Here is a 13885-nt window from a genome sequence, read left to right as displayed (position 1 = left end):
TGCCGCTCTTAAAAAGAACAAATAATAAACCTATTTAGCATAACACCAGGCAGATACTTTTTAAAGCCGCCTCCACACCACTTCAGCAACTACAGCTTTACCGCCTTGCGTAGTATGGGTAACTACATATCTTATCTCATTGCCGGTATAAATATAGGTTCGTTCCTGATCGGTACCCTCCCAGTTTGGGAACGACGCATGGTCTATTTTGAAGGTGATGGTATGTTTAGCCTCGCTAACCGTGTATTTGCCAAAGTGCGAATTGCTGCCTTGTATCAGTGCCGCGCTTTCTTCGGGTGTGCAAACATTTTTATCGCCCGATGCTATTTTGGGTCGCACAGCTTTATAGATCTGAATAGCATAGTTTAACCGTTCGTCAAATATCAGCATGCCTTTTGGGTTTTCGCCATAAGGGTGTACCCTGCTGCTATCAGGGTAAATATTATCAACAGATACCAACGCCCAGGTGCCAATAAGTTGCTCTTTTAACGGTTTGTTGGAGTTGTTTTTGGTTTGTGCAGATCCGATAGCTGCAGTGCAAAACAGTATTAAAGTGATCATCATAAATTTCATAGTACTCAATTTTAGTTTTTTTATTGATGTAAAGTTATACAGGTACCGGCACCTATTACTTGTACAAAATTTCACTAATTCTGTATATTCGTACTGATGAGAAAAGAGAGTTTATACCATCCGTTCGAGATAGAAGTCAAAGAGCTGGACCGCTTTCCAAAAACACAGCGGACCAATAATTTTTTCGAACTGATCTATATTATTGATGGTACGGGTGCTCAGTATATTAACAGGAACAAGTTCAATTATCGTAAGGGCAATCTGTTCCTGCTTACGCCGCAGGATGTGCATTCGTTCGAGATAAGCACGGTCACCAGGTTTTTCTTCCTGCGGTTCAATGAATATTTTGTGCAGAACAACGCGTCGAAGAATAAAGCGCTTGTTCAGCGCATGGAATATATTTTGCAAAATGCCAGCCATCGACCGGGCTGCATTTTGAAGAACAAGGTGGATAAACCGCTTATCGCGTCGCTTATTGAAAGCATCATTCAGGAACAAACCAACCGGCAGATTTATTGCGACACCATAATTACCCAACTGGTTAACACCATCATTACCATTGTGGCTCGTAACATTGCTTTAAAACTTCCTAAGAACATCAAAGAAAATACCGGCGAACCGGTGTTGGAGATGCTGCATTATATCCAGCAAAACATTTTCGAGCCGCAAATGCTGCGGGCCGAAAGTTTGAGTAAACAGTTTGCGATATCAATAAGCTACCTGGGCCGTTATTTTAAAAGCCAGACAGGCGAGACACTGCAACACTATATTGCCATGTATAAAATGCGATTGGTAGAGACCCGCCTCTTGCATAGCGATATGCGCATCAATGAAATTGTGAACGAATTGAATTTTACCGACGAAAGCCACCTGAACCGATCTTTTAAAAAGTATAAAGGCATGGCACCGTCCGAATTCAGGAAGCTGCACAGTTAAGAAAAGGACGTCAAGTAGTTAAGCCTAATTTTCAAAAAGCTTAAATCAAATCTTATTTAAATTTAACTCCAATGGTTAGGCTATATATCTTAGCGCCATTTAAGGATGTAGATGCCACCAAGACATTGCATGTCGTTAAGTGATATAGTTTTTACGCACACGGCAGGAGATACTTTGCTGAGGCCTGGTGAAGAATAACCGCCGGATGAGCTAGCATACCGAACTTTATTAATGCCCCAAGGCCGCAAACCTCGGCCTTGGGCATTAATATTAACTGAAATATAAAGAACGAAGTTTCCGTTTTAATTCGGGTTAACAATAGGTGCGCTTCCCGCATCTGGCGGGTTCAAAACAGCCTCGTCGGCCGGTACATCCCAGTAATCGAGGAAATTATAATTGATGGTAGCATGCGTGCTTACAGCACCGGTGCTACCTACAATTACAGCATTGGTTATGCCCCCTCCTTTTGAAATATCGTAGATTATACCGTAACGGCGGGCATCATAAAATGCAAGCCCCCTAAATACCAGTGCAACGCGGCGTTCGCTTCTTAGCATGGCGGTTGCCTGGGCAGTACTCAGGTTTGTGCCGGCTAATGGCGCCAACCCTGCCCCCTGTGCGGCACGCACTTTATCTATACTTTGCAGCGCTGCCGGGATGCTGCCCGTATTTATCAGGGCCTCAGCTTTCATTAATTCGTTCTCCTCGTATGATGGGCCAATGTAAAGCTGGTAATTGCCGGGGGTACGGTCGCTGAGTACCTGCACACCGGGCAGATTTTTTCCGCCGTCTTCCAGCTGCCACCTCGTGCTGAACGTAAATCCGCCTACCTGATTTAAATAGGGTGTTATAGCGGTGAAGTTGTTGCTCAAACGTTTATCGCCGGTTTGGTAACTCTGAATAAAGCGCTCGCTGATTTTAAATGTGCTTGACTTAGGGGGGCCGGTAGTTAGGGCAGCTACGGAGCCGCCGGTTGCCGAAAAGAACCCGTTTGATACCGAAGTACGGCCTGCAAACACATTGTCGGAACTGGTTATACCGCTGTTTACCAATGTGAGCACTTTGCTCCAGTCTGCCGCTGTCATATCGGCCACCTTTTTGTTGGCTACAATGTTTCGGGCTTTTAAAGAATTGATGCTATGCACAAACATGGTAGGGTTAGGCACCGCGCCGTTACCTGTTTGAACAAAACTTGGGATCAGCTTCTCCATTACTACCTGGTAATCTGCAGTGTTTGTTATACCCGTTAACAAAGCAGCTGCGGCATCAAGGTTTTTATCCGATTCGGCAATAAGCGCTGCGCTGTTTACATAGGCAGATGTGATTCCGTTTACTTTATCGTTGATGAGACCTGCATAGTATAAAGAGCCTAATTTACTATAGGCAAAACCCTTCCACCAGTAGCACCAGGCTTTAATGGTATTCTTCTTAGTAGCCTCATCGCCGCTAAACTTTATACCGTCTACCAGTGCCAGTACCTGGTTGCAGGCATTGTTTAGGCCATACATGTAGGTCCACTCCAGGTAAAATACGTTTGAGGGGCGTTTATCGCGGGTATTACTGATACGTAACACTGATTTTTGCGGGGATGAATTGGTGGTTTTGGTATTGTCATCAAATATGGCATAATCCGGCAGGTTCACCACGTTGATGTTGATATTGGATGCCTCGGCGCCAATGTTGTCGCCCAGCAACTCGTGGTATTGGATCCCCTGCGAAAAATAGCTGTCGCCCAGCGCATTCAGTCCGTTTAAAACAGACGGGTTACTTCCGTTAAAGCCAGATAGGTAAACCCCTCCTGATGCTAATGAGATGATACCTGACTCCGTACCCGCCTGTTCTAAAGTAGGGGAGTTAGGGTTTTTTACATCAAGTTCTTTTTTACAAGATGCGGTGCCCAGCAAAACCGCGGTTAAAAGCCAGGTTGATAATATTTTGTAGTTTTTCATTTCTAAAAATTTAAGGTCAATTAAAATCCAAGGTTTAATCCTACTTGATAAGACTTCAGGTTGGGAGACGAACTGTTGTCAACCCCGCGGTCAAACGCCGAATTGGAAACACCTGTACTAATTTCAGGGTCAAACCCGGTGTACTTAGTAAAGGTTAATAAGTTACGCCCTGTAAAGGTTAATTGTACCTTTTTGAAGACCTTGTTTTTAATAACGCTGGAAAAGTCGTAGGATAAACTCACGTTTCTTAACCGTACAAATGAAGCATCTTCATAAAAATAATCTTTGGTTCCGTTACGTGCAGGGCCGTTACGTGCCCCAAAGTAATCGGCATAAATGCTTCGGTAATATGCGGTGTAGGCTGCTCTTGTGCCGCCAATAGTTACCGGTACATCGTAATCGCTGCTTATTCCGTCACGGTACATCCACTCTTTTGTTTGATTGTAAAGATGGCTGCCGTGCACCCAATCAAACTGGAAGCCAAAGCTCAGCTGTTTGTAACTAAAGCTGTTAATGAACGACATGTTGAATTTTGGGTTAGGGTCGCCAAACGAATAGGCCTCATTAGTAAATTGTACCCCCTTGGTTGTTTTATCAACAACCATCCCATTTACAATTTCATAGTTCCCCAAGTCAGCATCAGCAATGTATCTGACACCACTCTGGTTTACCTGGGTAAGGCTTGTTAACGCTTTATAACCATATATTTGGCCTATTTTCGTACCTGCATTTAGTGTAAGCTGCGTGCTGCCTGCACTACTGGCAAGGATTATTGAGGGGCCATCAATCGCATCTATTTTAGATGTTTGATGACTGTAGTTGGTAGTAAAGTTCCAGGTGAAATCCTTGGAGTGTAATACGTTTATATTCACCGATGCCTGGAAACCGTTTGATGAAAGTGAAAGTGCGTTGGTCCTGATAGTACTGGCGCCCGTAGATGGTGGAACAGCCACATCGTAAATTACATCCGTTCCTTTACGTGTCCAGTAAGTAGCGCTAAAATTGAATGTCGATAGCCAGGCACCACTAAATCCATTTACTGAGAAATCTGTACCCACCTCAATCTCTCTTGATACCTCCACGTTAAGGTTTGGGTTCTTACTTGCATTTTGCAGGGCAAAGGCCAGATTTGAGCCTAAATTCTGTGGTACTAATACCGGATACCTGTCAAATGGTTGCGGTTGTATACCGGCTTTACCATACGCCGCTCTCAATTTAAATTCAGGGATCCGGCGGCCTAAACTACTGTTTTTCCAAAACCCAAAAGAAGAAGGGCGGATGTAAGCGTTAGCGTTGGGAAAGGTAAATGGCTTGGAACCCTGGCCAAAGGCTGAAGAATAATCACTACGGAAACCACCCGATACACCTCCAAAGTCGCCAACATCAATTTTTTGATTAATTACATAACCATAAGTGACAAAAGGTTCGGTATAGTCAAATGCCACTGCCTGTGTTTGGGTTTGGTTGAAATTGTAGATAGGGTAGCTTGGTAAACCTAAGCCATAGGTATCAAACTCCTCATAGTTGTTTTTACGGTAATCATACTGCAGTAATGTAGAGGTAGTAATTGGCAGATTGATATGGAAGTCCTTCTCAAAATCGGTACGGATGGTAGCTGAACCATTGAAGTTTTTAAATGTAGTTTTATAGGTGTTCTTGTTTAGCTCACCCGTGTTTTCGCCGTTATAATTGCTGATGAAAGTATTTAAGTTTTGCGAAGCGAGGTTGGAGGATTGGTTTTCATATATATAATTGGCTTCACGGTTACTGTAGTTTAAGCCGTATTTGGCGGCCAGCTCTACAAATTTATTTACTTTATAAGTTGCCTGTATATTCTGTAATATGTCTACCCTATTATCGCGCGTACGGCCGTATTCGGTATAATAAAAGGGGTTACTGCCGTTTACGCTCACCGTGCCCGAGTTTAAAGAAAACGGAAGCGTGCCATCTGCCAGTTTTTGGTTAAAATCGTAAAAAGGTGAAGAGTTTAACGCGTTAAATAACCCACCTGAATTGCCCACGCCTAAATTTCTGTTAAGGGTGCTGCGGTTATAAATCAACTGTGTTACTGATCTTAAGGTAAAGCCCTTGAAAAGCTCGACACCTAAATTGCTCACCAGGTTTGTCCGGTCGTTATAGCCGTTGGTGCGAATGGTACTTTGCTGGTGGTTATTGGTTACGCCAATATTGTAATCAAACTTATCTGTAGCGCCGGATACGCTTACGCTGTTATTGGTAGTATATGCCGTACGGAAGAGTTGCTGGATGTGATCATAGTATTTTAGGTTTGTGCCGTAAGGTTTATCAGCAATATTCAGTGGGTTTGACATAGCTGTTGGGTTTCCGTTACCGGCAGGGAAAGCCCAGGTTACACCAGGATAGGTTCCGTTCTCATCCAAAGCTATAATATTGCCATCATTATCTACAAAGTTGCCGCTGCCATCTGTTTTAAAGCTGGTTAATTTTGCCTGGTGTACATTCCCGCTATTAATAATGTTACTGGCTGCCACACTACTTGATACATTAATTTGCGGTTTGCCTTGCTGGCCTTTTTTGGTAAAGATCTGGATAACACCGTTGGCACCCTGTGCACCATAAATGGTAGACGATGCAGCACCCTGCACTACTTCAATCCGGTCTACATTGCTCAGATCAAGTAAGCTGATATCGGTAGCTCCCGATTCAACACCATCAACCAGTATCATTGGAGATGTACCCCGCTGTATGGTATTGATACCTCTGAGTACAATGTTTGTGCGGGCCCCTGGCGTACCATCAACCGAGGATATTTGCGCACCGGGAATTTTACCCACCAGCGCTTGGTCTATAGAAGCCGTAGGTGCCTGGGGCAGGTTTTTTGACGAAATAGATTCCACCGAGATACCCAGTTTTGCCTTACTGGTAGCCACACCAGATCCGGTAACTACCACCTCTGTAAGCTGCCGATTAGAAGTGATCAGTTTCACATTGACCACACTGCCTGTCAGGGGTAGTTCGGCAGTGGCGTAGCCAATGAAACTGAAAGTTATGGCAGTGGCTCCGGCAGGCACCGTTAGTGAGTATTTTCCTTCTGTAGAGGTTTGGGTACCAATACCGGTACCTTTAACACCCACACTTACGCCCGGTATGGGTAAACCATCGTCCTGGGCCACTACAACACCCGTAATTGTTCGGGTTTGAGATTGGGCGTATTGGCTGGAAAAGGCCATAATCATCCCAATAAAAAATTTTAGCAAATTTTTTTTCATAAACTTGATCAGTTAGAGTTAAAAGTTAATTAACACAATATACTGTTGTAACATTTACATTACAAACGGCAGCTGATTTTTACTTTTTTAGCAAAAAACCGATTAAAATACTTGGGAAATTGCTTATTATTTTGAAATTGGTATGTTATTTTAAGTATTTCACAACAAATAGCCCTTAAAAATGTAAAATATTACAAAAAAAAGTATCAATAATTGCCATTTTTATCTATTTAAAATGAATTTTGGTAAGAACCGCCGTTATTTTTGTATAAAAGGCCGCAAAACAGCACTGGTTACTATAATTGAAGGCGGAGGTATTACAAAATAGCCCAACCTAAATCAAAGTCTGAGAAAAACCATCTACCAAATGGTTCGACTTTAGTCCTGTTGGGGGCTATCCAGGAAATGAAAAGCCTCTTAGAGAAATCTGAGAGGCTTTTGTTTTTTTACTACCTTGTAGCTCGTCGGGTTCATAAAGCCAATATTTTAGTATTTGTATAAAAAAACTTAAATTGAACATCTTATCCGTTAAATAAATTAAGTATGAAATTAAAACTAATTGTATCGTTTTTGCTTTTAACTACTTGTTTTACTGCATTTAGTCAAGAAAAGCAGAAAATGGCTGTTATTGAAAAAGGCTTAATTAAAATATCCATCATGTACCCTTATGCCGAAGGTAAAACCTTTAATATGGAGTATTATGAAACTAAGCACATGCCTATGGTAGCAGCGTTTTTAGGATCAAATTTGACTAAATACACCATCGAAAAAGGGCTTTCCAATGGTATCCCTAACCAACCACTGCCTTTTATGGCTATTGGTATATTTTATGTAAAAAGCCTAAGCGATTATCAAGCGGCTATCGGGCCGCATATAAACGCCATTCGTGCAGATTTTTCAAATTACACCAATATCAGTCCTGTCATTTTGGTGAGTGAGGTGATAAAGTAAACATAACATTTTCACAAAATAGCAGCCAACTCGCCGGTTGAACCAACTCTTAAAGGTTAGCGAATATTTGCAAATACAAATACTGGTGCTTCACCTGTACTGCCGGTCATGTATACGTTGTAGGAAGGAGACCAATATATTTTGCCAAATCTATTTCATGCACCGCTTTTTTTCTGGTCTGCATACCCGGTGCCATAAAGATGATTAGGTTTTAGATAAATTACGTTTTTTTGGAAGTCTAACACTGTACTGAACCTTTTCAAAACGTCGGTTCCTAAGATATGGATATTGACACCCCTCATCGGCTTGTTTTGTTCCATGATTTGAGCGGGAACATCTTTTAGTTCAATATTCCCGAGTTTTAACGTTTCCAGGTTTGCCGTAATGACGGGGACCTCGTTGCCTCTTACTCCGTGCATAATAACCTTTTTGATAACCTCCATCTTTTCAGTTGGAAACCGGTCCTCCCGGAGCAGATCGTTATCCAGCATAACTGTTCTTTGGTAACCCAGGTCAAACATAAACCAGCCTTTACTCTTTATTCCGCTTTGTAAAATTTCACTTTCTATAAAGGGCCTGTTTCTAATATAACGTATCTTAAATTTCGAATACTTGCTGTCATGTAAGATCTGCTTTGGCATTTTAGAGTGCACGATCAACTGATTGTGATCATAATCAAGTTCTACAATCATTCCGTCAAACAGGTCCCATCCTACCAGGCCATCTGTTTCGTCCCCGGCAAGCTGTATATCATAAATTTTAGTTTTATAAGTTTGGTGCCCAATCTTGATTCCGTAGCGGGTGTTATAAAGCTCGGGATGAGACTTGACCTTTTGCTTAAGTGCATCATTCGTAAATGAAACTTCAGTTGCGCCTGTGTCGAAATTCAAAATGAGCGTATCAGCGTTATTAAAAACAACTGGTAAAAAGTTAGTATTGAATTGATTTACAAAAAAGGGAATAGAGTCATGAATTTCTACCGGCAATTTGCTAAAGTTTTTCATCTCAGGACTTTGAATTCTGGTGAGGCAGGAATCTTTTCCATTGAGCAGGACAATAAAATCTTTTTGCTGTCCGGGCCCTATTTTGAAGCTGACCGAATCAATATCTGTCTTGAACTTTATCGTTTTAGATTTGGTCAGTTTTCCCGTCGTAAAAATATCCGGTTTTATCCCGGAATTGATATTCCAGTTCGATGCAGGATTATCCTGTTCATAAATTTTAGCCTGGTTGGAACTTGCATTTATAACTGGTAATTTATTTTGAGAGAAACCGCGAAATAAAATCAGAGCTAATAATAGTGTCAAAATATACTTCATGAACAAGTGTTTTAAGGTGCTGAATACTGGGAAAATCCTGGCTATAAACGGATAATTAACCATATTAGCCGTAATTACAAAACTAATTAATATTCGAATGCATAGCTGTTTTTACAGCTATTTGATTTGACTACCAAACTATTAATTTTTAAGTCATGTAAGAACATAACGGTCTATGCCAACGCAAATTAATTAAAGAAATCAAAGTTGAGCTAATCATCATTTACTTAACTGTAACTTATCAATAGGTAAATAATCTCGCAAATTGACTTTTCCCATCATTCAGGTTATAGTTAACCACCCGCAGGGGTGAAGCTGTATCTTTTGTGGAAGTAGCTGCTAAGATTGCCAGGCACCTGAGAGATCTCTTTAGACTACTCTTTTACTTAAATTTATAGCCCTTTCAATTCGTGGCCGATTATATCGTTGAAGGAAAATTGGATAAAGGTTTAATAAGACATTTAATATTAGTAACCACAAAGATTTAAGAACTCCAAATTTGAATGCCACGAAAATGTTAAACCCTAAAACTATAATCAGGATAATTATATGACCTAGTTCAGATTTTTTTGTTTGATAAAGTAAATTCATCAGAGCTTTGGTGTTTTTTTCTATTGGGGCAGATTTTTTATTCAGTCTTTCCCAACCAATCCAAACCAATAATTTTCTGAAAAATTTTATTCCAAGAGGTTCGTATATTTTCCCTCTCCGTTCCCACCCCTTTTCATTATAGTAAGAAGAAGTAAGTTGGCTTTTTAATGTTTCAGTAAAAGCAAGCACACACAACATCAACAGAAAGTTCAGAGCCCACGCGAATGAAACACCATCCATTCTAATGTAATGAACCAAGGCACAAATTGAGCCAATTGTAAAGACTGTGATTAAAATTAAGGTTAAGGTTTTTTTCATTTATTACTTTCATTTTGTGTTTTAGGATGCCTCACAATATTTGGGGCTTTTGCGAGTTCTTCATTTTACTTGCAGCTTTAGATAAAGTACTAACTTAATAAAAATTACAAGCCTTAAATCTTTCGATTTAAGGCTTGTGCGTTTGGTGCAGTTATTCACTTCTCAAACTCTTCACCGGGTTTGCCATTGCTGCTTTTATTGCCTGGAAACTTATCGTTACAAGCGCAATAATTATTGCAGCAAGTCCGCCTGCCGCAAATAACCACCAACTGATGTTGATGCGATAAACATAATCCTGCAACCATTGGTGCATGTAATACCAGGCAATGGGTGTAGCAATTGCAAAGGCAATTGCAATGAGTATGATAAACTCTTTTGAAAACAAATAAACGATACTGCCCGCACTGGCGCCAAGCACTTTACGAATACCCACTTCTTTTATTCGCTGCACGGCCATAAATGAGGCTAAACCATACAAGCCAAGGCAACTAAGGAGTATCGCGATAGCTGCAAAAATTTTGTACAGTTGTGCTAACTGATTCTCCTGTTTGTAAAAACTTTCAATTTTATCATCAAGAAACCTGTATTCATAAACAAAATCGGGAAATGTTTGATCAAATACTTTTTTAATAGACTGCATTGTTGAAGAAATATTTGTGGTTGCCAATTTTATTCCGGCCTGGTTGTACATGGTAACGTTTGTGGTAATAAGTAATGGTGCAAGATCATGGCGAAAAGATCTGTCATTAAAATCTTTCAGCACCCCAACAACAGAACATTTTATTCGATCGTCCCACATGCTTATTTCTTTGTTCAATATATCTTCCGGTTTTTTAAGCCCTAAACTTTTCACGAGTGATTCATTCACCAAAAATTCTCTTGTCATCATGGAAGGTTGCAAATTTCTTCCGGCTATCAGTTGTAATTTATAAGCCGGCACATAACCGTTGTCGGCAAATTTGGTGATAACCTTAAAATCTGTTTCTTTTATTGCGTGGTTAAACCTGAGTGTGTTCCACATATCAGCACCATCTTCAACCGGGGTGTTGGAGCTGTAGCTTACTGCTTTCACGCCGTTTACCGATAATAACTGGTTCTTTAAGTAATCCAACCTGCTGATGCGAAGACTGTCTACACGGAAAGGAACATTTACAATTGCATCTTTATCAAAGCCTAAGGGTTGGCCCATAAAGAAATTCATTTGCTTTACAATGATGAGCGTCCCGATGATCAGTACCTGGGCAATGATGAACTGAAACATGACCAGTCCTCTTCTTAATGAAATTCCATTTGCTGTACCTGTGGTAAGTTTACTCTTTAAAGCATTAACCGGATTGAAACTTGATAAAACAATGGCTGGATAAAAACCGGCGAGCGCGGTTACAACTATTGTTACAATCAAAAGGAAAAAAACAATTGTAGCATTGCTGAGTATGTTGAATGAAAGCGAAAGCTCTAAAAGTTGATTTACATAAGGCAATGCAAACATGGTAATAAAGCTTGCAAGCACCACGGCGCTTATCACTATTAAAAATGTCTCGATGATGAATTGGACCTGCAATTGAGATTTACTACTCCCCAAAACTTTACGTACGCCGACCTCTTTTGCCCGGTTAACAGCCTGCGCGGTAGATAGGTTGATAAAGTTTACGCAGGCAATTAACAGGATGAATGCTGCAATGATCCACAATACATTAAGCAGCTGATGACTGATCGTTTTGTTGCTGTAATTACCAGCTTGGGTATCATAATGCACCGCGCTTAATGGCTGCACAATATGAGTATCCTTATTAACGGGAGATTGCACCTTTCGGGAGTACGCTCTTAATTGCTGATTAAAATTGTCTACCGAAATATTCGGCGGCAGCAGAACATAGCAGCCATAATCAGATCCCGTTCTATCCTCCCAATCGGTTGATTTTATCATATCCGCGGTAGACGCTGTTCCAATAGACACGACAAGTTTTAACTGAAAGTCTGTATTTGAAGGTATGGTTGCAAGAATGCCTGAAACTTTCAATACATCAGTACCGTGACTGAATATATTGCCGCCTGCTTGCAACTTAATGCTTTTACCTATTGCTGTTTTCCAGTCACCGAAATATTTCTCAGCGATCTCTTTTGTAAGCAATACATTGTTCGGATCTTTTAATGAGGCATACGAACCTGCAAGCAGGGGAAAATTAAATAGTTTAAAAAAGGAAGGCTCTGTAAAAAATACACCTCTCTGCTCTTTAAATATTTTTTTTGAAGTTCCACTATCATCAGGTATCAGCACCTGGTCATCTTTACTCGCATAAATTGGGACTACCTGTTCTATTTGGGGGAAAGACGTTTTTAATCCGACAGGCATTGGAAGAGGGACATCTTTACCATAAGAAATATCTGCTGCATCGGCACTATGATATTCGGTTAGCACACGATAGACCCGATCTTTCTTTGCATGAAAATTATCAAAACTGGTTTGAAATTGTATAATAATAAAGATTACCATACAAACGGCAATCCCCACGGCCAGGCCGGTAATATTAATAGCAGTATAGCTTTTATTGCGAACCAGATTGCGCCATGCTATTTTGAAATAATTTTTAAACATAAAGTTGCGGTTTAATTTGTCGTGAGGCCACATCGGGGTGGCTTCCTGAGACGAAATTACCGTCGCAAACCGGGGAGAACGCCCCAAATTATAAGATGGGCGCTCTTTTTCCAGGTGATTTTTATACTCCACCGGGCTTTTCCCCGTCAATTGTTTAAAAGTGCGGTTAAAAGTAGTTTTAGAATTAAAGCCCGATTCAAATGCAATACCCAGCAGGGTGATATGGCCGTAAGCGGGATCCTGCATTTTCTGAACGACCTCCGCAACGCGATATTCATTGATGAAGTCATTGAAGCTTTTTTTGAGCGCTGTATTGATGATCCGGGATAATTCATGAGGACCCAGCTTAAGCTTTTCAGCAAGCGAACTCAAACTTAATTCCGGGTCCTGGTAATAGCGGGTTTGTTTAACAATTTTCTTCAACCAAATACCTTTTTGCTTCAGTTCTGCCGGCAGTAATGGTTTAAAAATTGATACTGCATCTCCCGGGATGCCAATTTCCGGCCTTAAAAAGGCCCTCGCCGCCATCCAGATGATCATTGACACTAAAAGGAGATATAGAGGATAGTAAGCCTGTATGCCTGGCTGGTAATTGTAATAAAAATAATCTACAGCTATAAAGGGTATCCACAACAGCCATAACAGCCCGAAACCTGCCAGTAATTTATGCAGCCACCGCAGCTCGTGCCGCGCCCGGTCGCCTCCATTAAATTTCAGCTGTTGGTAAAAATTTTCAATTAATTTGTAACACCGATATAGGTAGATAATTACCGAAATGAATGCTAATAGCTGTAATATAGGGTTCAATCGTTGAAATGTCAGCGTATCGTATGTCGATACGCCTGTTTTTATACTTTCCCCGGTCTCTAAGACGTAAGCGCTTAGTTCCAGTAATAAGGGGCTGAAATGCAACAGATCCTTGCGCCGGAATTTATAATCCGGCTGAGTTATTTTAAGCACATAAAAGAAAATGGCGGGGCCAAATGCCAGCGAAAATTGTAGCGGCAGCCGGCTCCAAAAAGGAACATAGGCTGCCAGCTGAATGTCAATCGCCAATATCCGGGTTATCCACAAAGCAACAATAGCCAGTGCTATGGCTAAAAACCGGTTTGCCGGCCGGTTGGCTTTCCTGGTGAACCATAAAAGCAGGATGAAAGTGAGGCCGATAAAAATCGTTCCAAGAAACGCAACGTCATAAAGGGTAATATGGAATGTATATGGTTTCAAGTAAATTAAATATCGCAATCGCTATCCAAACAAATATGCTAATAATTAGACTATTAACGAATAAGTTGAGATAGATGGTGTACCAAAACCTAACGAAGTACATTCGGTTTTAAAATAGCATTTTGGACAAAAAAATTCTAAAATGCTATACTTCTCAAATCAGCATGCAAGCGGTTC

General features: G+C 40.8%; 8 protein-coding genes. 2 read left to right on the top strand and 6 right to left on the bottom strand.

What is annotated here, in order from left to right:
- Positions 1–60 precede the first annotated feature (60 nt).
- Complete coding sequence (locus WC743_RS23340) at positions 61–573, bottom strand: lipocalin-like domain-containing protein (protein ID WP_373015972.1); 513 nt, start codon at positions 571–573, stop codon at positions 61–63.
- Between the two features lie 96 nt (positions 574–669).
- Here WC743_RS23340 and WC743_RS23335 point away from each other — a divergent pair, with 96 nt between their 5' ends.
- Positions 670–1509 (top strand): AraC family transcriptional regulator, encoded by an 840-nt coding sequence (locus WC743_RS23335; RefSeq protein ID WP_373015971.1) that lies wholly within the window; start codon positions 670–672, stop codon positions 1507–1509.
- Between the two features lie 302 nt (positions 1510–1811).
- Here WC743_RS23335 and WC743_RS23330 read toward each other — a convergent pair whose 3' ends face one another.
- Positions 1812–3458, bottom strand: coding sequence for a RagB/SusD family nutrient uptake outer membrane protein (locus WC743_RS23330; protein ID WP_373015970.1), 1647 nt, complete (start codon positions 3456–3458; stop codon positions 1812–1814).
- Positions 3459–3478: 20 nt separating this feature from the next.
- Complete coding sequence (locus WC743_RS23325; RefSeq protein WP_373015969.1) at positions 3479–6706, bottom strand: SusC/RagA family TonB-linked outer membrane protein; 3228 nt, start codon at positions 6704–6706, stop codon at positions 3479–3481.
- 543 nt (positions 6707–7249) lie between these two features.
- Between WC743_RS23325 and WC743_RS23320 the strand changes: the two genes are divergently transcribed.
- Positions 7250–7657, top strand: coding sequence for an EthD family reductase (locus tag WC743_RS23320; RefSeq protein WP_373015968.1), 408 nt, complete (start codon positions 7250–7252; stop codon positions 7655–7657).
- 155 nt (positions 7658–7812) lie between these two features.
- Here WC743_RS23320 and WC743_RS23315 read toward each other — a convergent pair whose 3' ends face one another.
- The 3 genes from WC743_RS23315 to WC743_RS23305 all read right to left on the bottom strand — a co-directional run bounded on the left by WC743_RS23315 (position 7813) and on the right by WC743_RS23305 (position 13708).
- Positions 7813–8976: a hypothetical protein gene (locus WC743_RS23315; protein ID WP_373015967.1), complete on the bottom strand. Its 1164-nt coding sequence runs from the start codon at positions 8974–8976 to the stop codon at positions 7813–7815.
- Between the two features lie 369 nt (positions 8977–9345).
- Positions 9346–9885, bottom strand: a complete 540-nt coding sequence (locus WC743_RS23310; RefSeq protein WP_373015966.1) for a hypothetical protein — start codon at positions 9883–9885, stop codon at positions 9346–9348.
- Between the two features lie 151 nt (positions 9886–10036).
- Positions 10037–13708, bottom strand: coding sequence for an ABC transporter permease (locus WC743_RS23305; protein ID WP_373015965.1), 3672 nt, complete (start codon positions 13706–13708; stop codon positions 10037–10039).
- Positions 13709–13885: the final 177 nt, after the last annotated feature.

Origin of the sequence: Mucilaginibacter sp. (assembly GCF_041660805.1) — a bacterium.
In the GTDB taxonomy this organism is placed as follows: Bacteria; Bacteroidota; Bacteroidia; order Sphingobacteriales; family Sphingobacteriaceae; genus Mucilaginibacter.
This window is presented reverse-complemented; position numbering and strand designations above follow the sequence as displayed.

Coding starts and splice junctions, on each gene's coding strand:
- WC743_RS23340 (WP_373015972.1), bottom strand. CDS start 573: ATGAAATTTATGATGATCACTTTAATACTGTTTTGCACTGCAGCTATC.
- WC743_RS23335 (WP_373015971.1), top strand. CDS start 670: ATGAGAAAAGAGAGTTTATACCATCCGTTCGAGATAGAAGTCAAAGAG.
- WC743_RS23330 (WP_373015970.1), bottom strand. CDS start 3,458: ATGAAAAACTACAAAATATTATCAACCTGGCTTTTAACCGCGGTTTTG.
- WC743_RS23325 (WP_373015969.1), bottom strand. CDS start 6,706: ATGAAAAAAAATTTGCTAAAATTTTTTATTGGGATGATTATGGCCTTT.
- WC743_RS23320 (WP_373015968.1), top strand. CDS start 7,250: ATGAAATTAAAACTAATTGTATCGTTTTTGCTTTTAACTACTTGTTTT.
- WC743_RS23315 (WP_373015967.1), bottom strand. CDS start 8,976: ATGAAGTATATTTTGACACTATTATTAGCTCTGATTTTATTTCGCGGT.
- WC743_RS23310 (WP_373015966.1), bottom strand. CDS start 9,885: ATGAAAAAAACCTTAACCTTAATTTTAATCACAGTCTTTACAATTGGC.